The sequence below is a fragment of the Cupriavidus pauculus genome, from assembly GCF_002858765.1.
GTDB lineage: Bacteria > Pseudomonadota > Gammaproteobacteria > Burkholderiales > Burkholderiaceae > Cupriavidus > Cupriavidus pauculus_B.
Genome location: NZ_PJRP01000002.1, coordinates 36,268 through 60,385 on the forward strand (window position 1 = coordinate 36,268; position 24,118 = coordinate 60,385).

The following is a 24,118-nucleotide window of genomic DNA, read 5'->3' on the forward strand; positions in this document are numbered from 1 at the left end:
GCGTTGCAACAATTCAGGGAATTCGAGGCCCGTTGCCCGGTGGTAGTGCCGCATCGCACCAGCGGCGGGAAATGTGATGCAAGACGGTGCAACTGTCACATTTCCGAAGCTCTACGATTGAAAGAACTTCAGTCGGGGTGGGATTCCCCAGATTTTGGGTAAAAAAAACCCGCGCAGGTTGTGCGCGGGTTGGAATCCACCGAGGTGGTGGAGGAGACAGACTTCACTATACACGACTTGCTGCGACGCACCAAGTGGCTTCTAAAGAAATGCCTGCAAGACAGCACAATATCCGTTGTTGTCGTACAACAAGGCGGGGAATGTTAGCGAAAGAGATAGGCAATCCACACGGCTGCAGCCAGGCCCACGGCGTCAGCAAACAGCGCGCACCCCAGCGCGTGTCGGGTATTTCGCACATTGACGCTACCGAAATAGACCGCCAGCACATAGAAGGTGGTTTCGGTCGATCCCTGGATGATGGCCGCCAGCCGCCCCTGGAAGGAATCCACGCCGTAGGTGGTCATCACATCCACCATCAGGCCGCGCGCGCCGGCGCCAGACAGGATCTTCATCAACCCCACCGGCAGTGCCGGGACGAAATCCGTGTTGACGCCAAGCCACGTGAAACCGACGGTCAGCCCGTGCATGACGACGTCCATGCAGCCGCTGGCCCGGAAGAGTCCGACTGCCACCAGGATTGCGACCAGATAAGGAATGATCTGCACCGCCACGCCGAAGCCTTCCTTGGCACCGTCGATAAAGGCATCGTAGACATTGACGCGCCGAAGCGCGCCGCACACCAGAAACAGCGTAATTAGCGAAAGAATGAAGCCGCTACCCGCCAGCGCCGTCATCTGGCTGACCTGGTCGGGCGGAGCGTGACGCAGCCAGACGAACAGGCCTGCCACCGCAAGTCCCGCCACGCCAAAGGCGGCCAGCACCGCCGGCTTGAGCAGATTCAGCCGCTGTACCCAGGCCACGGCCAGCAGCCCGGCCAGGCACGACGCGCCCGTGGCCAGCAGCGTGGGCAGGAAGATGTCGGCGGCATTGAAATTGACCAATCCCTGCTTGACGGCCATCGCCTGGCGAATGGCGATGACCGACGTCGGGATCAATGTCAGCCCCGCCGTGTTCAGCACGATGAACATGATCTGGGCGTTGGTCGCCGTGTCTGGATGCCGGTTCAGCGACTGCAAGTCGCGCATCGCGTTCAGGCCCAGCGGCGTGGCCGCGTTGTCGAGCCCGAGCATATTGGCGGACACATTCATCATCATCGCCCCCTGCGCCGGATGCCCCTGCGGCACGCCTGGGAAGAAATGGCGCAGCAGCGGGTTCACCAGCCGGGCGAACAGGTCGATGACCCCGGCGCGTTCGCCGATCCGCATGATGCCGATCCACAGGCTCATCACGCCAACCAGCCCGAGAGAAATCTCAAATGCTGTGCGCGAGCTGTCGAAAAGGCTGGTCAGCAGGGCGGGGAACACCGCGGCGTCGCCGCCAATCAGCCGCACACAGGCGGCTAGGAAGGAAAGTAGGAAGAATCCGAGCCAGACGAGGTTCAGTGCCATCGACGTAAATAAGGCCAGTGGAGGGCTTCGCCACGTGGGTCGCGGCGAAGCCTCGCATCATAGCCTGCCGGTCTCACGCGATGTCGGCCCCGCGTTCCGCCAGTAACGCCCGCAGGATCGAACGATGGCAGTGCGACGCATCCTCGCAATAGCAACCCAGCGAAAAGTTCGTCTGATGAGAGAAGGCAGCCAGCAGATCCAGGGTGCGGCTGGCGTCGGGCTGGGCCATCTCGGCCCGAAAGTGCTTCTCGAAGGCGCGCCAGGCCTTGGGGTCGTTGGCGGCCTGCGCGTCCTGGGCTTGCGCCACCAGTTCGGCGGATGGCGAAAGCACGGGATACCAGACGTCATAGAAATCGCGGCTGGCAAACTCGGCCTTCGGCACCCCGCGCGGCGGGCGGCGAACGGTGCCCATGCGCAGCCCCTCGTTCCTGGCGCGCGGTTCGCCGAGCCTGACGATGCGGATGGTCATCGGAGTATCTCCAGGATTACGCCGTAGTGGCCTGCTTGAGCCCAAGGTCGTGAACCATGGTGTCGCGCATGACGAACTTCTGCACCTTTCCCGTCACAGTCATCGGCATTTCTTCAACAAAGCGGATATAGCGCGGAATCTTGTAGTGCGCGATCTGGTCGCGGCAGAAGGCGCGGATATCGTCCTCGGTGGCGGTCTGTCCGGGTTTGAGCACGATCCAGGCGCAGACTTCCTCGCCGTACTTGGCATCGGGAACCCCGAACACCTGCACCGCCTGGACCTTCGGGTGGCGGAACAGAAATTCCTCGATCTCGCGCGGATAGATGTTTTCGCCGCCACGGATCAGCATGTCCTTGACGCGTCCGACGATGTTGCAATAGCCGTCCGCATCGATGGTGGCCAGATCGCCCGTATGCATCCAGCCATCGCGGATGGCCTCGCGCGTACGCTCGTCGTCGTCCCAGTAGCCCTGCATCACGGAGTAGCCGCGGGTGCAGAGTTCGCCGGTCTCGCCGCGCGGCACGATCTCGCCCGTGGCATCGACCACCTTGCATGCCAGGTGCGGCTGGACGCGGCCGACCGTGGCCACGCGCTTGTCGAGCGGATCGTCGGTGGCGCTCTGGAACGACACCGGGCTGGTCTCCGTCATGCCGTAGGCAATCGTGACCTCGCCCATGTGCATGTCAGTGATGACTCGCTTCATCACTTCGATCGGGCACGGGGCGCCGGCCATGATGCCTGTGCGAAGGGTGGAGAAAATCGAACTGGCGGAAGTCCGGATGATCGAGCTGGGCGATGAACATGGTCGGCACGCCGTGCAGCGCCGTGCATCGCTCCTCGGAAACGGCCCGCATGGTTGCCAGCGGATCGAACGCCTCGCCCGGAAAGACCATGCAGGCGCCGACGGACACGCAGGCCAGGACGGACAGGACCATGCCGAAGCAGTGATATAGCGGTACGGGGATGCACAGGCGGTCGTCGGCACCCAGTCGCATGGCCATGGCGACGAAGCGCCCATTGTTGACCACGTTGTGATGGGTCAACGTCGCGCCCTTCGGGTTGCCCGTGGTGCCGCTGGTGAACTGAATGTTGATGGCGTCGTGGGCATCCAGCTGGCGGGTGATCGTATCGAGCGCCCCGGGCTCGGGCGGCTGAAGTAGGCTTGCATAGTTCAGCATGCCCGGGGTCGTGTCGTCGCCCATGCGGACCACGGACTGGAGCCGGGGCAGGCGCGCGGCCTGCAAGTGACCGGGTGTCGCCTCGGACAATTCGGGCGCGAGCGCCTGCAGCATCCCTATATAGTCACTGGACTTGAAGCGCGTGGCGGTAATCAGCATCCGCACGCCAGCCTTGTTCAGCGCGTATTCCAGTTCTGCCTGGCGATATGCGGGGTTGATGTTGACCAGGATCGCGCCGATCCGGGCGGTCGCGAACTGGGTGACCAGCCACTCGGCCCGATTGGGTGACCAGATGCCGACCCGGTCACTGCGGGCAATCCCCCGGGCCAGCAGGCCGGTGGCGAGCCGGTCGACCTGATCGGAAAACGCCTGCCAGGTCCATCGGACTGACTGCTCCCGGAAGATCACTGCGTCACGGTGCGGGTTTGCTGCAACGGCGCGCGCCAGCAGCGCGGGGATCGTATCGTCAGACAGCGGGATATCAGTCGCACCAACCACGTGTGAACGGTCGATGGGCACGGATTGCTTCATGGGTGTCTCCTTCAACAGCGTCTTCTAATAGGTTGGCTGCCAGCTTAGGACAGTTCCGAAACCAAGGCTGTCGCCCCCGTGACAGTTGGGCCGAATTGGGCGCTTTGAACCTTTTTCAGAAAGGGGCTTGCGCACCTGCCGAATCCCATCTAATATTCGCCCCCTCGCAACACGAACCGCGCTGCAAACGCAGCAGCGACAAGGGTTGCGGGGTCAGCAGGGGGTTGGGGTTGCGAGGTTTGCAGCGCTGACCGGCAGAAAAAAGTTCTGCAAAAACTGTTGACGAAACGTTGAATGCTCTGCATAATCTCGTTTCTCCGCTGCAACGAAAACGACGCAGCGACAGCGAACGGCAAAGCCGGCCGCTGGAGTTCTTTAACAAACAAACAACCGATAAGTGTGGGCGCTTGATGGCGAACGCCGCGGAGACTTCGGTCTTCGTGATGCTTCAAAAGTTATCAGTGCTCGCACAGTAAAACATGTTGGTTTGCGTCGCGAGACGTGAACCAGTCAGTTTTCTGAGAGTGAGCGACCGCTCGAAAGAGCGAGGTGCTTCGGCACCACACAGAGATTGAACTGAAGAGTTTGATCCTGGCTCAGATTGAACGCTGGCGGCATGCCTTACACATGCAAGTCGAACGGCAGCACGGGAGCAATCCTGGTGGCGAGTGGCGAACGGGTGAGTAATACATCGGAACGTACCCTGTTGTGGGGGATAACTAGTCGAAAGATTAGCTAATACCGCATACGACCTGAGGGTGAAAGCGGGGGACCGAAAGGCCTCGCGCAGCAGGAGCGGCCGATGTCTGATTAGCTAGTTGGTGGGGTAAAGGCCCACCAAGGCGACGATCAGTAGCTGGTCTGAGAGGACGATCAGCCACACTGGGACTGAGACACGGCCCAGACTCCTACGGGAGGCAGCAGTGGGGAATTTTGGACAATGGGGGCAACCCTGATCCAGCAATGCCGCGTGTGTGAAGAAGGCCTTCGGGTTGTAAAGCACTTTTGTCCGGAAAGAAAACGCTCTGGTTAATACCTGGGGCGGATGACGGTACCGGAAGAATAAGCACCGGCTAACTACGTGCCAGCAGCCGCGGTAATACGTAGGGTGCGAGCGTTAATCGGAATTACTGGGCGTAAAGCGTGCGCAGGCGGTTTTGTAAGACAGGCGTGAAATCCCCGAGCTCAACTTGGGAATTGCGCTTGTGACTGCAAGGCTAGAGTATGTCAGAGGGGGGTAGAATTCCACGTGTAGCAGTGAAATGCGTAGAGATGTGGAGGAATACCGATGGCGAAGGCAGCCCCCTGGGACGTCACTGACGCTCATGCACGAAAGCGTGGGGAGCAAACAGGATTAGATACCCTGGTAGTCCACGCCCTAAACGATGTCAACTAGTTGTTGGGGATTCATTTCTTCAGTAACGTAGCTAACGCGTGAAGTTGACCGCCTGGGGAGTACGGTCGCAAGATTAAAACTCAAAGGAATTGACGGGGACCCGCACAAGCGGTGGATGATGTGGATTAATTCGATGCAACGCGAAAAACCTTACCTACCCTTGACATGCCACTAACGAAGCAGAGATGCATTAGGTGCTCGAAAGAGAAAGTGGACACAGGTGCTGCATGGCTGTCGTCAGCTCGTGTCGTGAGATGTTGGGTTAAGTCCCGCAACGAGCGCAACCCTTATCTTTAGTTGCTACGCAAGGGCACTCTAGAGAGACTGCCGGTGACAAACCGGAGGAAGGTGGGGATGACGTCAAGTCCTCATGGCCCTTATGGGTAGGGCTTCACACGTCATACAATGGTGCGTACAGAGGGTTGCCAACCCGCGAGGGGGAGCTAATCCCAGAAAACGCATCGTAGTCCGGATCGTAGTCTGCAACTCGACTACGTGAAGCTGGAATCGCTAGTAATCGCGGATCAGCATGCCGCGGTGAATACGTTCCCGGGTCTTGTACACACCGCCCGTCACACCATGGGAGTGGGTTTTGCCAGAAGTAGTTAGCCTAACCGCAAGGAGGGCGATTACCACGGCAGGGTTCATGACTGGGGTGAAGTCGTAACAAGGTAGCCGTATCGGAAGGTGCGGCTGGATCACCTCCTTTCCAGAGGCTTGTGTTCACAAGTCAAGCGTTCACACTTATCGGTTTGTTTGCTGTTACAGCCAAGGGTCTGTAGCTCAGGTGGTTAGAGCACCGTCTTGATAAGGCGGGGGTCGTAGGTTCAAGTCCTACCAGACCCACCAAGTTATCGCGCGGGGGATTAGCTCAGCTGGGAGAGCACCTGCTTTGCAAGCAGGGGGTCGTCGGTTCGATCCCGTCATCCTCCACCACTACCTTGGGGTTAGTTGTCAAAGAGAAGCACTTGTTGAGTGTTTGTCTTTGGCTATTGCCAACGAGCATTAGCTCGGCTGTTCTTTAACAATATGGGATGTAGTAAAGGTGTCACGGAACGTTGATGAGACGTTCATGTAGTTTAACGTGATACCGGGTTGTGATTGTATCAACCAAAATGTATTTAAGTGATCGAAAGATGACTTGGAATACGGCACAAACGCGAGAACTCAGACCTGTAGCCAGCGTGGATAACGGAAGCGTTAGACACACTCGTTATAGGGTCAAGCGAACAAGTGCATGTGGTGGATGCCTTGGCGATCACAGGCGATGAAGGACGCGGTAGCCTGCGAAAAGCTTCGGGGAGCTGGCAAACAAGCTTTGATCCGGAGATGTCCGAATGGGGAAACCCGGCCCGAATGGGTCATCCCTGACTGAATACATAGGTCAGGGAAGCGAACGCGGCGAACTGAAACATCTAAGTAGCTGCAGGAACAGAAATCAACCGAGATTCCCAGAGTAGTGGCGAACGAAATGGGAAGAGCCTTGCACTCTTTAGCAGAACGGTTAGCAAAACGGGATGGAAAGCCCGGCCATAGCAGGTGATAGCCCTGTATGCGAAAACCGATTTGTGGAACTAGGTGTGCGACAAGTAGGGCGGGACACGTGAAATCCTGTCTGAAGATGGGGGGACCATCCTCCAAGGCTAAATACTCGTGATCGACCGATAGTGAACCAGTACCGTGAGGGAAAGGCGAAAAGAACCCCGGGAGGGGAGTGAAATAGATCCTGAAACCGCATGCATACAAACAGTCGGAGCCTGGAAACGGGTGACGGCGTACCTTTTGTATAATGGGTCAGCGACTTACATTCAGTGGCAAGCTTAACCGATTAGGGAAGGCGTAGCGAAAGCGAGTCCGAATAGGGCGTTGAGTCGCTGGGTGTAGACCCGAAACCAGATGATCTATCCATGGCCAGGTTGAAGGTGCGGTAACACGTACTGGAGGACCGAACCCACTAACGTTGAAAAGTTAGGGGATGAGCTGTGGATAGGGGTGAAAGGCTAAACAAATCTGGAAATAGCTGGTTCTCTCCGAAAACTATTTAGGTAGTGCCTCGTGTCTCACCTTCGGGGGTAGAGCACTGTCATGGTTGGGGGGTCTATTGCTGATTACCCCGCCATAGCAAACTCCGAATACCGAAGAGTGCAATCACGGGAGACAGACATCGGGTGCTAACGTCCGGTGTCAAGAGGGAAACAACCCAGACCGCCAGCTAAGGTCCCCAAATATAGCTAAGTGGGAAACGAAGTGGGAAGGCTAAAACAGTCAGGAGGTTGGCTTAGAAGCAGCCACCCTTTAAAGAAAGCGTAATAGCTCACTGATCGAGTCGTCCTGCGCGGAAGATGTAACGGGGCTAAGCTATATACCGAAGCTGCGGACGCACAGTAATGTGCGTGGTAGGAGAGCGTTCTGTAAGCCTGTGAAGGTGTCTTGTAAAGGATGCTGGAGGTATCAGAAGTGCGAATGCTGACATGAGTAGCGATAAAGGGGGTGAAAGGCCCCCTCGCCGTAAGCCCAAGGTTTCCTACGCAACGTTCATCGGCGTAGGGTGAGTCGGCCCCTAAGGCGAGGCAGAGATGCGTAGCTGATGGGAAGCAGGTTAATATTCCTGCACCGTCGTATGATGCGATGGGGGGACGGATCGCGGAGGGTTGTCCGGGTGTTGGAAGTCCCGGTCCCTGCATTGGAGAAGGCGCTTAGGCAAATCCGGGCGCGGAATTCAAGGATGTGGGGCGAGCGGCTTTATGCTGCGAAGCAATCGGAAGTGGTTCCAAGAAAAGCCTCTAAGCTTCAGTCATACGAGACCGTACCGCAAACCGACACAGGTGGGCGAGATGAGTATTCTAAGGCGCTTGAGAGAACTCGGGAGAAGGAACTCGGCAAATTGGTACCGTAACTTCGGGATAAGGTACGCCCTTGTAGCTTGACTGGCCTGCGCCAGGAGGGTGAAGGGGTTGCAATAAAATGGTGGCTGCGACTGTTTAATAAAAACACAGCACTCTGCAAACACGAAAGTGGACGTATAGGGTGTGACGCCTGCCCGGTGCCGGAAGATTAAATGATGGGGTGCAAGCTCTTGATTGAAGTCCCGGTAAACGGCGGCCGTAACTATAACGGTCCTAAGGTAGCGAAATTCCTTGTCGGGTAAGTTCCGACCTGCACGAATGGCGTAACGATGGCCACACTGTCTCCTCCCGAGACTCAGCGAAGTTGAAGTGTTTGTGATGATGCAATCTCCCCGCGGCTAGACGGAAAGACCCCATGAACCTTTACTGTAGCTTTGCATTGGACTTTGAACCGATCTGTGTAGGATAGGTGGGAGGCTTTGAAGCGTGGACGCTAGTTCACGTGGAGCCGTCCTTGAAATACCACCCTGGTTTGTTTGAGGTTCTAACCTTGGCCCGTGAATCCGGGTCGGGGACAGTGCATGGTAGGCAGTTTGACTGGGGCGGTCTCCTCCCAAAGTGTAACGGAGGAGTTCGAAGGTACGCTTGGTACGGTCGGACATCGTACCTAAAGTGCAATGGCAAAAGCGTGCTTAACTGCGAGACTGACAAGTCGAGCAGGTGCGAAAGCAGGACATAGTGATCCGGTGGTTCTGAATGGAAGGGCCATCGCTCAACGGATAAAAGGTACTCTGGGGATAACAGGCTGATACCGCCCAAGAGTTCATATCGACGGCGGTGTTTGGCACCTCGATGTCGGCTCATCTCATCCTGGGGCTGTAGCCGGTCCCAAGGGTATGGCTGTTCGCCATTTAAAGAGGTACGTGAGCTGGGTTTAAAACGTCGTGAGACAGTTTGGTCCCTATCTGCCGTGGGCGTTGGAATCTTGACGGGGGCTGCTCCTAGTACGAGAGGACCGGAGTGGACGTACCGCTGGTGTACCTGTTGTCTCGCCAGAGGCATCGCAGGGTAGCTATGTACGGAAGAGATAACCGCTGAAAGCATCTAAGCGGGAAACTCGCCTGAAGATGAGGATTCCCTGGAGGCTTGACCTCCTTGAAGGGTCGTTCGAGACCAGGACGTTGATAGGCTGGGTGTGGAAGCGCAGTAATGCGTTAAGCTAACCAGTACTAATTGCCCGTAAGGCTTGATCCTATAACCAGTGTGTTTGACCTGGTTGGACGAGAGTCCGCGTGTGCCACCTGGCATACAACACAACCTCTTTACTACACCCCAAATTCGCTGCGCTGACGCCAGTCAGTGCGGCAACCAGTCATGCCTGGTGACCATAGCGAGTTGGAACCACCCCTTCCCATCCCGAACAGGACCGTGAAACGACTTTGCGCCGATGATAGTGCGGATACCCGTGTGAAAGTAGGTCATCGCCAGGCTCTTATACCCAGAACCCCCAAGCCCTAAAAGCTTGGGGGTTTTGCTTTGTGCAAAACGAAATGCTGAAGTCATAAATCGGTCTCTACGAGGCGCTGGAAGCCGCTTCCCGCGTACCCTATAGGGTGAGAGCGTCGATTTCAGATCGATGATTCTGGTCCGCAAACGCAGCCGCTTGGCGACGTATTGCAGGCTTCTGGAGCGATCCGCAAAGTTGCTAGCCTTAATGGAAAGCACTTGACAGCCCCGGTAAGTTGCACCATAATCACAAGTTCTCTGCGGAGAGGTGCCCGAGTGGCTAAAGGGGGCAGACTGTAAATCTGTTGGCTTACGCCTACGCTGGTTCGAATCCAGCCCTCTCCACCAGAATGCAAGACAACAACCTGGCGAAAGCCGGTGAAGCAGGAAGTAACCGGGCGGGTGTAGCTCAATGGTAGAGCAGAAGCCTTCCAAGCTTACGACGAGGGTTCGATTCCCTTCACCCGCTCCAGTCTCCAGGTTGTCGTCGCAAGAGTAAGTCAAGATTCGCCCATGTGGCTCAGTGGTAGAGCACTCCCTTGGTAAGGGAGAGGTCGGCAGTTCGATCCTGCCCATGGGCACCACCAATACCCGCACTGGCAATTGCTACCGAGACAGGAGTCACGAAATGGCAAAGGAAAAGTTCGAGCGGACCAAGCCGCACGTGAACGTAGGTACGATTGGTCACGTTGACCACGGCAAGACGACGCTGACGGCAGCGATTGCCACGGTGCTGGCTGCGAAGTTCGGCGGCGCCGCCAAGAAGTACGACGAAATCGACGCAGCGCCGGAAGAAAAGGCACGCGGCATCACGATCAACACCGCACACGTGGAATACGAGACGGCCAACCGCCACTACGCCCACGTTGACTGCCCGGGCCACGCTGACTATGTGAAGAACATGATCACGGGCGCTGCGCAGATGGACGGCGCGATCCTGGTTTGCTCGGCCGCTGACGGCCCGATGCCGCAAACGCGCGAGCACATCCTGCTGGCCCGTCAGGTTGGCGTGCCGTACATCATCGTGTTCCTGAACAAGTGCGACATGGTGGACGACGCCGAGCTGCTGGAACTGGTGGAAATGGAAGTGCGCGAACTTCTGTCGAAGTACGACTTCCCGGGCGACGACACCCCGATCATCAAGGGTTCGGCCAAGCTGGCGCTGGAAGGCGACAAGGGCGAGCTGGGCGAAGTGGCGATCATGAACCTGGCCGACGCGCTGGATTCGTACATCCCGACGCCGGAGCGCGCTGTTGACGGTACGTTCCTGATGCCGGTGGAAGACGTGTTCTCGATCTCGGGTCGCGGTACCGTGGTGACGGGCCGTATCGAGCGTGGCGTGGTCAAGGTCGGTGAAGAAATCGAAATCGTGGGTATCCGCCCGACGGTGAAGACGACTTGCACGGGCGTGGAAATGTTCCGCAAGCTGCTGGACCAAGGTCAAGCTGGCGACAACGTGGGTCTGCTGCTGCGCGGCACGAAGCGCGAAGACGTGGAGCGTGGTCAAGTTCTGTGCAAGCCGGGCTCGATCAAGCCGCACACGCACTTCACGGGTGAGGTCTACATCCTGTCGAAGGACGAAGGCGGCCGTCACACGCCGTTCTTCAACAACTACCGCCCGCAGTTCTACTTCCGTACGACCGACGTGACTGGCTCGATCGAGCTGCCGCAGGACAAGGAAATGGTCATGCCGGGTGACAACGTGTCGATCACCGTCAAGCTGATCGCCCCGATCGCCATGGAAGAAGGCCTGCGCTTCGCAATCCGCGAAGGTGGCCGTACCGTCGGCGCCGGCGTTGTGGCAAAGATCCTCGACTAAGCAATTAGTCGAACTGGCGAGCGCGATACCAACCGGTCGCGTTTGTCTGCCAGAGGGGTTGGCTTGAAGCCGACCCCAAAGTTGTTTTAGGGGTATAGCTCAACTGGCAGAGCGTCGGTCTCCAAAACCGAAGGTTGGGGGTTCGATTCCCTCTGCCCCTGCCAAATCAATCAGCCGCGTCGCGAGGAAAACTCGTGACGCGGCTTAGTCTCGTTTGCGAAACATGGCTAATCCCAATGTCGAAACCGTAGGTGCCTCGAGCGGCAAGTGGATGCTCGTGGTGGCGGTACTCCTGGTGGTTGCCGGAGTCATCGGTTTCTACGCGCTGGCTCAGCAGCCGTCGTACGTACGTGGCGCCGCGCTTTTTGCTGGCCTCGCCCTCGGCGTCGTCGTGGCGCTGGTCTCGGCGCCTGGCAAGGACTTTGTTGGATTCGCTCGTGAATCGTACCGGGAAGTTCGCAAGGTCGTCTGGCCGACGCGCAAGGAAGCCGGTCAGATGACGGGCCTCGTGTTTGCCTTTGTGGTGATCATGGCGCTGTTCCTGTGGTCGGCCGACAAGCTCATCGAGTGGGTGATCTTCTCCCTTGTCCTGGGCTGGAAATAAGAGGTAGCACATGACGGATAACGCTCAGCAGGAAACCACGGCCGCAGAATCGCCTTCGTCGAAGAAGCGCTGGTACGTGGTACACGCCTACTCCGGCATGGAAAAGAGCGTGCAGCGCGCGCTGCAGGAGCGCATCGAGCGCGCCGAGATGCAGGACAAGTTTGGTCGCATCCTGGTGCCCTCGGAAGAGGTTGTGGAAATCAAGGGCGGTCACAAGTCCGTGACCGAGCGTCGTTTCTTCCCCGGCTATGTCCTGGTGGAAATGGAAATGACCGACGAGACGTGGCACCTGGTGAAGAACACCAGCAAGGTCACCGGCTTCGTGGGCGGTGCACGTAACCGTCCAAGCCCGATTTCCCAGCGGGAAGTCGACAAGATCATGACCCAGATGCAGGAAGGGGTCGAGAAGCCGCGTCCCAAGACGCTGTTCGAGGTGGGCGAATTGGTGCGCGTCAAGGACGGCCCGTTCACCGACTTCAACGGCAACGTCGAAGAAGTGAACTACGAAAAGTCGCGTCTGCGCGTGACCGTCACAATCTTCGGGCGCGCAACGCCGGTCGAGCTCGAGTTCGGCCAGGTCGAGAAGGTTTAAGAATTTTGGCCGCCGTGCCCGCAAGGGCGACGGCGGACGGAAAGGGGGGCCGCAAGGTCTGCCCGAAGAGGAGCGTGAGGTCGTGCCCCGGCATGGCGATAGCGCGTTACGACTCAACAGGATCTGATTTCGCAACAGGAACGGATCCGGATTGGAGTAAAGATGGCCAAGAAGATCATTGGCTTTATCAAGCTGCAGATTCCGGCTGGTAAGGCAAATCCCTCCCCGCCCGTTGGTCCCGCACTGGGTCAGCGTGGTCTGAACATCATGGAGTTCTGCAAGGCGTTCAACGCCCAGACCCAGGGTATGGAACCCGGTCTGCCGGTGCCGGTGGTGATTACCGCCTTCGCCGACAAGAGCTTCACGTTCGTGATGAAGTCGCCCCCGGCGACCGTGCTGATCAAGAAGGCAGCAGGCATCACCAAGGGTTCGCCGAAGCCCCATACCGACAAGGTTGGCAAGATTACCCGTGCCCAGGCTGAAGAAATCGCCAAGGCAAAGAACGCTGACCTCACCGCCGCCGACCTCGACGCTGCCGTGCGTACGATCGCTGGTTCGGCGCGTTCGATGGGCATCACCGTGGAGGGTCTGTAAATGGCTAAGGTTTCCAAACGCGTCGCCGCCAACAAGGCGAAGATCGAGCGTACCAAGTTCTACCCGATCGACGAGGCCCTGGGCCTGGTGAAGAGCTGCGCTTCGGCGAAGTTCGACGAGTCGATCGACGTGTCCGTGCAACTGGGCATCGACGCCAAGAAGTCGGACCAGGTCGTGCGTGGTTCCGTCGTGCTGCCGGCTGGTACCGGCAAGAGCGTCCGTGTGGCCGTGTTCGCCCAGGGCGAAAAGGCCGAAGCCGCCAAGGCTGCTGGCGCCGAAGTGGTTGGCATGGAAGACCTGGCCGAGCAAGTCAAGGCCGGTAACCTGAACTTCGACGTCGTGATCGCTTCGCCGGACACGATGCGTATCGTTGGTACGCTGGGTCAGATCCTCGGTCCGCGCGGCCTGATGCCGAACCCGAAGGTTGGCACCGTGACGCCGGACGTGGCCCAGGCTGTGAAGAACGCCAAGGCTGGTCAGGTGCAATTCCGTGTCGACAAGGCCGGTATCATCCACGCCACCATCGGTCGTCGCTCGTTTGAAGACGCCGCGCTGAAGAGCAACCTGAGCGCCCTGCTGGACGCACTGGTCAAGGCCAAGCCGGCTACGAGCAAGGGTGTCTATCTGCGCAAGGTCGCCGTGTCGTCCACGATGGGCGTTGGCGTTCGCGTCGAACAGACCTCGCTGTCGGCCTGAGCTGACGGCAATCCTCTGACCGGAACCCGATAACACCGGACAGGGCAAGAATTGAGGATCACGGCGCTGCCGTGATCGTCGCAAGGCTTTGGGCAGTGGCATCCGTGGCGCGTATGGCGCGCGGCAGGTGTCGCTGGTTATCAAAGACCGCTGGTGTTCACACCGCCTCTGGCAGCGTGGACTTAATCGGTCGGCACATGCGGGGTTCGCCCCGATGGCAGCCGATCTGCCAGCGCAGATGGCGCACCCGAAGGGATTGATGACGCCGGAGTAATCCGGTGGATTCGGGCCAATCGGACGCCGTTCGTTTGGACTGATGCGCTGTTTGGCGGGCAACCGTCGAAGACGCATCGTTTTGGAGCTTAACCGTGCCACTCAATATTGAAGATAAGAAGGCCGTCGTTGCTGAGGTCTCGGCGCAAGTCGCCAAGGCCCAGACTATCGTCGTGGCCGAATATCGCGGCATTGCGGTTGGCGATCTGACCAAGCTGCGTGCCAACGCTCGTCAGCAAGGCGTGTACCTGCGCGTTCTGAAGAACACGCTGGCTCGCCGTGCCGTCGAAGGTACGCCGTTTGCAGCCCTCGCAGAGCAGATGACCGGTCCGCTGATCTACGGTATTTCCGAAGATGCAGTGGCCTCGGCCAAGGTTCTGAACGACTTTGCCAAGACCAACGACAAGCTGGTCCTGCGCGCTGGGTCGTACGACGGCAAGGTGCTCGACGCTGGTGCCGTCAAGGCCCTGGCTTCGATCCCGAGCCGTGAAGAACTGATCTCGCAGCTGCTTGGCGTGATGCAGGCGCCGGTGTCGGGCTTCGCCCGTCTGCTGGCCGCACTGGCTGCCAAGAACGCCGAAGGCGCTCCCGCGGAAGCGGAAGCCCCGGCCGCCTGAGCTGCCGCATAGACAGATCGCAATACCGATCCCGAATCAAATCTAGTAGGAGTAATCCAAATGGCAATCACTAAAGACGACATCCTGGAAGCCGTTGGCGCGATGTCCGTGATGGAACTGAACGACCTGGTCAAGGCGTTCGAAGAGAAGTTTGGCGTGTCGGCTGCTGCCATGGCTGTGGCTGCTGCCCCGGGCGCCGGTGCCGCCGCTGTTGAAGAAAAGACCGAGTTCAACGTGATCCTGGCAGAAGTCGGCGCCAACAAGGTTGGCGTGATCAAGGCCGTGCGCGAAATCACCGGTCTGGGCCTGAAGGAAGCCAAGGACCTGGTCGATGGCGCACCGAAGCCCGTGAAGGAAGGCGTGGACAAGGCCGCTGCCGACGAAGCCAAGAAGAAGCTGGAAGACGCCGGCGCCAAGGTCGACGTCAAGTAAGTGGTACCGCGCGTGCCTCTGTGGCACGCAGCAGGGGCTGGCAAAGGGAAATTCCCGGCGCCAGCCTTTTTGCGCTTCTGCGGAGGTGTTCGATTCGACACTCCGCAGCAGCGTGAACCGGCCCGGACGGGTGAAATGTGAATTAAGCTATGCTTGGCAGGCGATAATCGATCGCTGCCTCAGCAGAAGCCAAACATCAGTGGCACACTAGGTGGTTGCTGATGTTTGTCTTCTGAACCGACTGCAGAAGACAAGTTTGGTCGGGTGTCCCCCGGACGTGTGCAGGCATTGCGCCGTGCAATGACCACACCGTCCGCAGCGTGCGGGCACCGTCAGCCAGAGGTTGGTAGCGGCCAACCGCCAAATCCCCTCCCAGTCGCTGAACACCTCAGGTGCCGGCCAGGTCCAGCCAGCCCTGCGATGATTCGGAGATCCCATGGCGTACAGCTTCACCGAAAAGAAGCGCATTCGCAAATCCTTTGCGAAGCGCGCGACGGTTCATCAGGTTCCATTCCTGCTTGCCACACAGATTGAATCCTACACCCAGTTCTTGCAAGCGGAAACGCCGACCGCGCGTCGCAAAAGCGAGGGTCTGCAGGCCGCTTTCAACGCGATTTTCCCAATCTCCTCCCATAACGGGCTTGCCCGTATGGAGTTTGTCTCGTATCACCTGTCCAACCCGCCGTTCGACGTCAAGGAATGCCAGCAGCGTGGCCTGACGTTCCATTCGGCACTGCGCGCCAAGGTTCGCCTGATCATCAACGATCGCGAAAATCCGGGCAAGGTGAAGGAAGTGAAGGAGCAGGAAGTCTACATGGGCGAAATTCCGCTCATGACGTCGACCGGTTCTTTCGTGATTAACGGCACCGAGCGTGTCATTGTTAGCCAGCTGCACCGTTCGCCGGGCGTGTTCTTCGAGCACGACAAGGGCAAGACGCACAGCTCGGGCAAGCTGCTGTTCTCGGCACGGATCATCCCGTACCGTGGCTCGTGGCTCGACTTTGAATTCGATCCGAAGGACATCCTGTACTTCCGCGTCGACCGCCGCCGCAAGATGCCGGTCACGATCCTGCTGAAGTCGATTGGCCTGACGCCGGAACAGATCCTGGCGCACTTCTTCGTGTTCGACAACTTCACGCTGCAGAGCGAAGGCGCGCAACTCGAGTTCGTGCCCGAGCGCCTGCGCGGCGAAGTCGCGCGCTTCGACATCGCCGACAAGAACGGCCGCGTCGTCGTGGAGAAGGACAAGCGTATCAACGCCAAGCACATTCGTGACCTGGATACCGCCGGCACCAAGCTGATCAGCGTGCCTGAGGATTACCTGCTGGGCCGCGTGCTGGCGAAGAACATCATCGACCCGGATACGGGCGAGGTGATTGCCAACGCCAACGACGAGCTGACCGAGACGCTGCTGGAAAACCTGCGCGAAGCCGGTGTCAAGCAGATCCAGACGCTGTACACGAACGATCTCGACCAGGGTCCGTACATCTCGCAGACGCTGCGCGTGGACGATACCGCCGACCAGACGGCCGCGCGTATTGCCATCTACCGCATGATGCGTCCGGGCGAGCCGCCCACCGAGGACGCCGTGGAAGCGCTGTTCCAGCGCCTGTTCTATAGCGAAGAGTCGTACGACCTGTCGCGCGTTGGCCGCATGAAGGTCAACAGCCGTCTGTCGCGCCCGAGCGGCGAGGGCAGCATGGTGCTGCAGGACGAGGACATCCTCGAGACGATCAAGATCCTGGTGAACCTGCGTAACGGCAAGGGCGAAGTCGATGACATCGACCACCTGGGCAATCGTCGCGTGCGTTGCGTCGGCGAACTGGCCGAAAACCAGTTCCGCGCCGGCCTGTCGCGTGTGGAGCGTGCCGTCAAGGAACGTCTGGGCCAGGCCGAGACCGAGAACCTGATGCCGCACGACCTGATCAACTCGAAGCCGATTTCGTCGGCGATTCGCGAGTTCTTCGGTTCGTCGCAGCTGTCGCAGTTCATGGACCAGACCAACCCGCTGTCGGAAATCACCCACAAGCGCCGTGTTTCGGCTCTTGGCCCGGGCGGTCTGACGCGCGAGCGCGCCGGCTTTGAAGTCCGCGACGTGCACCCGACCCACTATGGCCGCGTGTGCCCGATCGAAACGCCGGAAGGCCCGAACATTGGTCTGATCAACTCGCTGGCACTGTACGCCCGCCTGAACGAATACGGCTTCCTGGAAACGCCGTACCGCAAGGTGGAAAACAGCAAGCTGACCGACCAGGTGGACTACCTGTCGGCCATCGAGGAGGGCAAGTACGTGGTGGCGCAGGCCAACGCGACAGTTGACGCCGACGGCAACCTGACCGACGAACTGGTGTCGGCTCGCGAAGGTTCCGAGCGTGAAACGCGTATGGTCACGCCGGACCGCGTGCAGTACATCGACGTGGCGCCGTCGCAGATCGTGTCGGCCGCTGCATCGCTGGTGCCGTTCCTGGAACACGATGACGCGAACCGTGCACTGATGGGCGCGAACATGCAGCGTCAGGCCGTGCCTTGCCTGCGTCCGGACAAGCCGCTGGTGGGTACCGGCATCGAGCGCACCGTGGCCGTTGACTCGGGTACGGCCGTGCAGGCAATGCGTGGCGGCGTGGTGGATTACGTCGACGCGATGCGCGTGGTGATTCGTGTGAACGACGACGAAGCCGTAGCCGGCGAAGTTGGCGTGGACATCTACAACCTGATCAAGTACACGCGCTCGAACCAGAACACCAACATCAACCAGCGTCCGATGGTGAAGGTTGGCGATATCGTTGCCCGCGGCGACGTGATCGCTGACGGCGCCTCGACCGACCTGGGCGAACTGGCTCTGGGCCAGAACATGCTGGTGGCGTTCATGCCGTGGAACGGCTACAACTTCGAGGATTCGATCCTGATCTCGGAGCGTGTGGTTGCCGAAGACCGCTACACCTCGATTCACATCGAGGAACTGTCGGTCGTCGCCCGCGACACGAAGCTCGGACCCGAAGAAATCACGCGCGACATCTCGAACCTGGCCGAAGCGCAACTGGCGCGTCTGGACGAGTCGGGCATTACGTACATCGGCGCCGAAGTGGAAGCCGGTGACGTGCTGGTGGGCAAGGTCACGCCGAAGGGCGAGACCCAACTGACGCCGGAAGAGAAGCTGCTGCGCGCGATCTTTGGCGAGAAGGCTTCGGACGTGAAGGACACGTCGCTGCGCGTGCCGTCGGGCATGAGCGGTATCGTGATCGACGTGCAGGTCTTCACGCGTGAAGGCGTGACGCGCGACAAGCGCGCCCAGTCGATCATCGACGACGAACTGAAGCGCTACCGCCTGGACCTGAATGACCAGCTGCGTATCGTGGAAGGCGATGCCTTCCAGCGTCTGGAGCGCCTGCTGATCGACAAGCCGGTCAACGGCGGTCCGAAGAAGCTGGCCAAGGGTGCCAAGCTGACCCGCGAGTACCTGGCCGACCTGGACAAATACCACTGGTTCGACATCCGTCCGGCCGACGAGGAAGTCGCTGCCCAGCTGGAAGCCGTGAAGGAAGCCATCGAGCAGAAGCGTCACGAGTTCGACCTGGCCTTTGAAGAGAAGCGCAAGAAGCTGACGCAGGGCGACGAACTGCCGCCGGGCGTGATCAAGATGGTCAAGGTGTACCTGGCCGTCAAGCGCCGTCTGCAGCCTGGCGACAAGATGGCCGGTCGTCACGGTAACAAGGGTGTGGTGTCGAAGATCGTGCCGATCGAAGACATGCCGTACATGGCCGACGGTACGCCGGCGGACATCGTGCTGAACCCGCTGGGCGTGCCGTCGCGGATGAACGTGGGTCAGATTCTGGAAACCCACCTGGGCTGGGCCGCGCGCGGTCTGGGCCAGCGTATCGGCGACATGCTCAAGGCTTCGGCCAAGGCACAGGAACTCCGCCCGCTGCTCGCGCAGATCTACAACGAGAGCGGCAAGGCAGAGGACCTGGACAGCCTGAGCGATGCCGAAGTGCTGGAGCTGGCCGGCAACCTGAAGAAGGGTGTGCCGTTCGCGACGCCGGTGTTCGATGGTGCGCACGAAGCCGAAATCCGCCGCATGCTCGACCTGGCCTACCCGGACGAGATTGCCAAGGAAAAGGGCCTCACGGCATCGAAGCAGCAGGTCACGCTGCATGACGGCCGCACCGGCGAAGCGTTCGAGCGTCCGGTCACGCTGGGTGTGATGCACATGCTGAAGCTGCACCACCTGGTGGACGACAAGATGCACGCCCGTTCCACCGGCCCGTACTCGCTGGTGACGCAGCAGCCGCTGGGCGGTAAGGCCCAGTTCGGTGGCCAGCGTTTCGGTGAGATGGAAGTGTGGGCACTGGAAGCCTACGGCGCGTCGTACGTGCTGCAGGAAATGCTGACGGTCAAGTCCGATGACGTGAACGGCCGTACCAAGGTGTACGAAAACATCGTCAAGGGCGAGCACTCGATCGATGCCGGCATGCCGGAGTCGTTCAACGTGCTGGTGAAGGAAATCCGCTCGCTGGGTATCGACATCGATCTGGATCGCTACTGATCCGCCGATTGATACGAGTGCCGGCCGCGGCCGGCACTCACCAGCGCAGGTTTCCCACAGGATTGAATGCCGCTGTTCCGGACAGACTCCGGACCAGTGGCGATACAAGGAGTTGCAATGAAAGCATTGCTCGATCTCTTTAAGCAGGTTCAGCAGGAAGAGCAGTTCGACGCGATCAAGATCGGTCTGGCCTCGCCGGAGAAGATCCGTTCGTGGTCGTACGGCGAAGTGAAAAAGCCGGAAACGATCAACTACCGTACGTTCAAGCCGGAACGCGATGGCCTGTTCTGCGCCAAGATCTTTGGCCCGATCAAGGACTACGAGTGCCTGTGCGGCAAGTACAAGCGCCTGAAGCACCGTGGCGTGATCTGCGAGAAGTGCGGCGTGGAAGTGACGCTGGCCAAGGTGCGTCGCGAGCGCATGGGCCACATCGAACTGGCCGCCCCGACCGCGCACATCTGGTTCCTGAAGTCGCTGCCGTCGCGTCTGGGCATGGTGCTCGACATGACGCTGCGCGACATCGAACGCGTGCTGTACTTCGAAGCGTTCGTGGTGCTGGAACCCGGCATGACCCCGCTCAAGAAGAGCCAGATCATGTCGGAAGACGATTACCTGGCCAAGTGCGACGAGTACGGCGAGGGTGAATTCGTGGCCATGATGGGTGCCGAGGGCATCCGTGAACTGCTGCGCGGCATCGACATCGAGAAGCAGATCGAACAGATCCGCGCCGAGCTGCAGGCCACCGGTTCCGAAGCCAAGATCAAGAAGTTCGCCAAGCGCCTGAAGGTGCTGGAGGCGTTCCAGCGCTCGGGCATCAAGCCCGAGTGGATGATCCTGGAAGTGCTGCCGGTGCTGCCGCCCGAACTGCGTCCGCTGGTTCCGCTCGATGGTGGCCGTTTCGCCACGTCGGACCTGAACGACCTGTATCGTCGCGTCATCAACCGTAACAACCGTCTGAAGCGTCTGCTGGAGCTGAAGGCCCCTGAAATCATCGTGCGCAACGAAAAGCGCATGCTGCAGGAAGCCGTCGACTCGCTGCTGGACAACGGCCGTCGCGGCAAGGCGATGACGGGCGCCAACAAGCGTCCGCTGAAGTCGCTGGCCGAGATGATCAAGGGTAAGGGCGGTCGTTTCCGTCAGAACCTGCTGGGCAAGCGCGTGGACTACTCGGGCCGTTCGGTCATCGTGGTGGGCCCGACGCTGAAGCTGCATCAGTGCGGTCTGCCCAAGCTGATGGCGCTGGAGCTGTTCAAGCCGTTCATCTTCCACAAGCTGGAAACGATGGGCATCGCCACCACCATCAAGGCGGCGAAGAAGGAAGTGGAAAGCCAGACGCCGGTGGTGTGGGACATCCTCGAAGAGGTGATCCGCGAGCACCCGGTGATGCTGAACCGCGCGCCGACGCTGCACCGCCTGGGTATCCAGGCGTTCGAGCCGGTGCTGATCGAAGGCAAGGCCATCCAGCTGCACCCGCTGGTCTGCGCCGCGTTCAACGCCGACTTCGACGGTGACCAGATGGCCGTTCACGTGCCGCTGTCGCTGGAAGCCCAGATGGAAGCGCGCACGCTGATGCTGGCGTCGAACAACGTGCTGTTCCCGGCCAACGGCGATCCGTCGATCGTGCCGTCGCAGGACGTTGTGCTGGGTCTGTACTACACGACCCGCGACAAGATCAACGGCAAGGGCGAAGGCATGACGTTTGCTGACATCAGCGAAGTCATCCGTGCCTACGAGAACAAGGAAGTCGAACTCGCTTCGCGCGTGAACGTGCGGATCACCGAGTACGAGGTGGTGAACAAGGACGCCGACGGCGATGCCCGTTTCGCACCCAAGATCACGCTGCAGGCCACCACGGTCGGCCGCGCGATCCTGTCCGAGATCCTGCCGAAGGGCCTGCCGTTCTCGGTGCTGAACAAGCCGCTGAAGAAGAAGGAAATTTCGCGCCTGATCAACACGGCGTTCCGCAAGTGCGGTCTGCGCGAAACCGTGATCTTCGCCGACAAGCTGCTGCAGTCGGGCTTCCGCCTGGCAACGCGCGCCGGTATCTCGATCGCCATCGACGACATGCTGGTGCCGCCGCAGAAGGAGAAGATCATCTCCGACGCAGCTGCCAAGGTGAAGGAATACGACAAGCAGTACATGTCGGGTCTGGTGACCGACCAGGAGCGTTACAACAACGTCGTGGACATCTGGGGCGCCGCTGGTGACCAGGTGGGCAAGGCGATGATGGAGCAGCTCCAGCACGAAGACGTGGTCGATCGTACGGGCGCAACCGTCAAGCAGGACTCGTTCAACTCGATCTACATGATGGCGGACTCGGGTGCTCGTGGTAGCGCGGCCCAGATTCGTCAGCTGGCAGGTATGCGTGGCCTGATGGCCAAGCCGGATGGCTCGATCATTGAAACGCCGATTACGGCGAACTTCCGTGAAGGCCTGAACGTTCTGCAGTACTTCATCTCGACCCACGGTGCCCGTAAGGGCCTGGCCGATACGGCACTGAAGACCGCAAACTCGGGTTACCTGACCCGTCGTCTGGTCGACGTGACGCAGGATCTGGTCGTGGTGGAAGACGATTGCGGCACCACCAACGGCGTGGCCATGAAGGCCCTGGTCGAAGGCGGTGAAGTGATCGAAGCCCTGCGCGACCGTATTCTCGGCCGTGTGACGGTGGGCGACGTGGTGAACCCTGAAACCCAGGAAACCGCGATCGAGAACGGCACGCTGCTGGACGAAGACCTGGTCGAACTGATCGACAACATCGGCGTGGACGAAGTCAAGGTCCGCACGCCGCTGTCGTGCGATACGCGCTTCGGCCTGTGCGCCATGTGCTACGGCCGTGACCTCGGCCGCGGCGTGCTGGTGAACTCGGGTGAAGCGGTGGGTGTGATCGCCGCGCAGTCGATTGGTGAGCCGGGTACCCAGCTGACCATGCGTACGTTCCACATCGGTGGTGCGGCATCGCGTGCGGCAGTGGCATCGAGCGTGGAAGCCAAGGCTACCGGTACGGTGCGCTTCACGGTGACCATGCGTTACGTGACGAACGCCAAGGGCGAACTGATCGTGATCTCGCGTTCGGGCGAGGCACTGATCACGGACGACCACGGCCGCGAGCGCGAGCGCCACAAGATCCCGTACGGCGCCACGCTGCTGGTGCAGGACGGCCAGGCCATCAAGGCTGGTACGCAGCTGGCCACATGGGACGCACTGACTCGTCCGATCGTTTCCGAGTACTCGGGCACGATCAAGTTCGAGAACGTGGAAGAAGGCGTGACCGTTGCCAAGCAGATGGACGAAGTCACGGGCCTGTCGACCCTCGTGGTGATCGACGCCAAGCGCCGTACGGCTGCCACCAAGGGCCTGCGCCCGCAGGTGAAGCTGTTCGACGCGAACAACCAGGAAGTCAAAATTCCGGGCACGGACCATTCCGTGACCATCGGCTTCCAGGTGGGCGCGCTGATTACCGTGAAGGATGGTCAGCAGGTGCACGTGGGTGAAGTGCTGGCACGTATCCCGACCGAATCGCAGAAGACCCGCGACATTACCGGGGGTCTGCCGCGCGTGGCCGAGCTGTTCGAAGCCCGTTCGCCGAAGGACGCCGCCGTGCTGGCGGAAGTCACCGGTACGGTGTCGTTCGGCAAGGACACGAAGGGCAAGCAGCGCCTGGTGATCACGGACCTGGACGGCAACGCCCACGAGTTCCTGATCGCGAAGGAAAAGCAGGTGCTGGTGCACGACGGCCAGGTGGTGAACAAGGGCGAAATGATCGTGGAAGGTCCGGCGGACCCGCACGACATCCTGCGCCTGAAGGGCATCGAAGAGCTGGCGCACTACATCGTGGACGAAGTGCAGGACGTGTACCGTCTGCAAGGCGTGAAGATCAACGACAAGCACATCGAAGTGATTGTTCGTCAGATGCTGCGCCGCGTGCAGATCCAGGACGTGGGCGACACCAAGTTCATCCCGGGTGAACAGGTGGAGCGTTCGGACCTGCTCGACGAAAACGATCGCGTGATCGCCGACGGCAAGCGTCCGGCCATCCACGAGAACCTGCTGCTCGGTATTACCAAGGCGTCGCTGTCGACCGACAGCTTCATCTCGGCGGCATCGTTCCAGGAAACCACGCGCGTGCTGACCGAAGCCGCGATCATGGGCAAGACTGACGACCTGCGTGGTCTGAAGGAAAACGTGATCGTGGGTCGTCTGATCCCGGCCGGTACCGGCCTGGCCTACCACCGTGCCCGCAAGGCACGCGAGGCAGCCGAGCGCGACCGCGCCCAGGCAATCAGCGATGAAGAGCAATCGCTCTTCATCGAGCCGCCGGTGGTGCAAGCCACTGAGGGCGACGACGACGCAGTCTGATCGCGATGCTCGCTGTTTCGCAGCAATGAAAAACCCGGCTCAATTGAGCCGGGTTTTTTTTCGTCTGGTGCCTTCGGGTTGGTGTGGGTCAATCC

Annotated in this window: 11 protein-coding genes, 6 tRNA genes, 3 rRNA genes and 1 pseudogene; 18 read left to right on the top strand and 3 right to left on the bottom strand. The window is 59.9% G+C overall.

Going from position 1 to position 24,118, the window contains the following annotated elements:
- Positions 1-323: 323 nt before the first annotated feature.
- The 3 genes and pseudogenes from CYJ10_RS04925 to CYJ10_RS04935 form a co-directional block, all read right to left on the bottom strand.
- Positions 324-1,568 (bottom strand): nucleoside recognition domain-containing protein, encoded by a 1,245-nt coding sequence (locus CYJ10_RS04925; protein ID WP_101680455.1) that lies wholly within the window; start codon positions 1,566-1,568, stop codon positions 324-326.
- A gap of 73 nt (positions 1,569-1,641) precedes the next feature.
- Positions 1,642-2,037, bottom strand: a complete 396-nt coding sequence (locus CYJ10_RS04930; protein WP_101680456.1) for a DUF488 domain-containing protein — start codon at positions 2,035-2,037, stop codon at positions 1,642-1,644.
- A gap of 16 nt (positions 2,038-2,053) precedes the next feature.
- Positions 2,054-3,746 (bottom strand): annotated as a pseudogene (locus CYJ10_RS04935) (AMP-binding protein).
- A 573-nt stretch (positions 3,747-4,319) separates the two neighbouring features.
- Between CYJ10_RS04935 and CYJ10_RS04945 the strand changes: the two are divergent.
- The 18 genes from CYJ10_RS04945 (at position 4,320) to rpoC (ending at position 24,023) form a co-directional block, all read left to right on the top strand.
- Positions 4,320-5,851 (top strand): 16S ribosomal RNA (locus CYJ10_RS04945).
- 63 nt (positions 5,852-5,914) lie between these two features.
- Positions 5,915-5,991: transfer RNA gene (locus CYJ10_RS04950), tRNA-Ile, on the top strand.
- 11 nt (positions 5,992-6,002) lie between these two features.
- A tRNA-Ala gene (locus tag CYJ10_RS04955) sits at positions 6,003-6,078 on the top strand.
- 283 nt (positions 6,079-6,361) lie between these two features.
- Positions 6,362-9,242, top strand: a 23S ribosomal RNA gene (locus CYJ10_RS04960).
- 123 nt (positions 9,243-9,365) lie between these two features.
- Positions 9,366-9,478: ribosomal RNA gene (rrf, locus tag CYJ10_RS04965) — 5S ribosomal RNA — on the top strand.
- Together the 16S, 23S and 5S rRNA genes with 5 tRNA genes alongside form the textbook arrangement of a ribosomal RNA operon.
- Before the next feature lie 278 nt (positions 9,479-9,756).
- Positions 9,757-9,842, top strand: a tRNA-Tyr gene (locus CYJ10_RS04970).
- Positions 9,843-9,892: 50 nt separating this feature from the next.
- Positions 9,893-9,966, top strand: a tRNA-Gly gene (locus tag CYJ10_RS04975).
- Between the two features lie 37 nt (positions 9,967-10,003).
- Positions 10,004-10,078: transfer RNA gene (locus tag CYJ10_RS04980), tRNA-Thr, on the top strand.
- Positions 10,079-10,122: 44 nt separating this feature from the next.
- Positions 10,123-11,313, top strand: a complete 1,191-nt coding sequence (gene tuf / locus CYJ10_RS04985; protein WP_101680458.1) for an elongation factor Tu — start codon at positions 10,123-10,125, stop codon at positions 11,311-11,313.
- Between the two features lie 88 nt (positions 11,314-11,401).
- Positions 11,402-11,477, top strand: a tRNA-Trp gene (locus tag CYJ10_RS04990).
- A gap of 59 nt (positions 11,478-11,536) precedes the next feature.
- Entirely contained in the window at positions 11,537-11,917 is a 381-nt protein-coding gene (secE, locus tag CYJ10_RS04995) for a preprotein translocase subunit SecE (RefSeq protein ID WP_066734350.1), read from the top strand.
- Positions 11,918-11,927: 10 nt separating this feature from the next.
- Positions 11,928-12,509 carry a transcription termination/antitermination protein NusG gene (gene nusG, locus CYJ10_RS05000; protein ID WP_101680459.1) on the top strand — a complete coding sequence of 194 codons (582 nt, stop codon included), beginning with the start codon at positions 11,928-11,930 and terminating at the stop codon, positions 12,507-12,509.
- 162 nt (positions 12,510-12,671) lie between these two features.
- Positions 12,672-13,103 (top strand): 50S ribosomal protein L11, encoded by a 432-nt coding sequence (gene rplK, locus CYJ10_RS05005; protein WP_010810467.1) that lies wholly within the window; start codon positions 12,672-12,674, stop codon positions 13,101-13,103.
- On the top strand, positions 13,104-13,799 hold the full coding sequence (rplA, locus tag CYJ10_RS05010; RefSeq protein ID WP_101680460.1) for a 50S ribosomal protein L1: 696 nt from the start codon (positions 13,104-13,106) through the stop codon (positions 13,797-13,799).
- Positions 13,800-14,167: 368 nt separating this feature from the next.
- Positions 14,168-14,689 carry a 50S ribosomal protein L10 gene (gene rplJ / locus CYJ10_RS05015; RefSeq protein ID WP_029051589.1) on the top strand — a complete coding sequence of 174 codons (522 nt, stop codon included), beginning with the start codon at positions 14,168-14,170 and terminating at the stop codon, positions 14,687-14,689.
- Between the two features lie 60 nt (positions 14,690-14,749).
- Positions 14,750-15,121: a 50S ribosomal protein L7/L12 gene (rplL, locus tag CYJ10_RS05020; RefSeq protein ID WP_101680461.1), complete on the top strand. Its 372-nt coding sequence runs from the start codon at positions 14,750-14,752 to the stop codon at positions 15,119-15,121.
- Between the two features lie 436 nt (positions 15,122-15,557).
- Positions 15,558-19,664: a DNA-directed RNA polymerase subunit beta gene (gene rpoB / locus CYJ10_RS05025; RefSeq protein WP_101680462.1), complete on the top strand. Its 4,107-nt coding sequence runs from the start codon at positions 15,558-15,560 to the stop codon at positions 19,662-19,664.
- A 117-nt stretch (positions 19,665-19,781) separates the two neighbouring features.
- Positions 19,782-24,023 carry a DNA-directed RNA polymerase subunit beta' gene (gene rpoC, locus CYJ10_RS05030; protein ID WP_101680463.1) on the top strand — a complete coding sequence of 1,414 codons (4,242 nt, stop codon included), beginning with the start codon at positions 19,782-19,784 and terminating at the stop codon, positions 24,021-24,023.
- Positions 24,024-24,118: the final 95 nt, after the last annotated feature.

Coding starts and splice junctions, on each gene's coding strand:
- CYJ10_RS04925 (WP_101680455.1), bottom strand. CDS start 1,568: ATGGCACTGAACCTCGTCTGGCTCGGATTCTTCCTACTTTCCTTCCTA.
- CYJ10_RS04930 (WP_101680456.1), bottom strand. CDS start 2,037: ATGACCATCCGCATCGTCAGGCTCGGCGAACCGCGCGCCAGGAACGAG.
- tuf (WP_101680458.1), top strand. CDS start 10,123: ATGGCAAAGGAAAAGTTCGAGCGGACCAAGCCGCACGTGAACGTAGGT.
- secE (WP_066734350.1), top strand. CDS start 11,537: ATGGCTAATCCCAATGTCGAAACCGTAGGTGCCTCGAGCGGCAAGTGG.
- nusG (WP_101680459.1), top strand. CDS start 11,928: ATGACGGATAACGCTCAGCAGGAAACCACGGCCGCAGAATCGCCTTCG.
- rplK (WP_010810467.1), top strand. CDS start 12,672: ATGGCCAAGAAGATCATTGGCTTTATCAAGCTGCAGATTCCGGCTGGT.
- rplA (WP_101680460.1), top strand. CDS start 13,104: ATGGCTAAGGTTTCCAAACGCGTCGCCGCCAACAAGGCGAAGATCGAG.
- rplL (WP_101680461.1), top strand. CDS start 14,750: ATGGCAATCACTAAAGACGACATCCTGGAAGCCGTTGGCGCGATGTCC.
- rpoB (WP_101680462.1), top strand. CDS start 15,558: ATGGCGTACAGCTTCACCGAAAAGAAGCGCATTCGCAAATCCTTTGCG.
- rpoC (WP_101680463.1), top strand. CDS start 19,782: ATGAAAGCATTGCTCGATCTCTTTAAGCAGGTTCAGCAGGAAGAGCAG.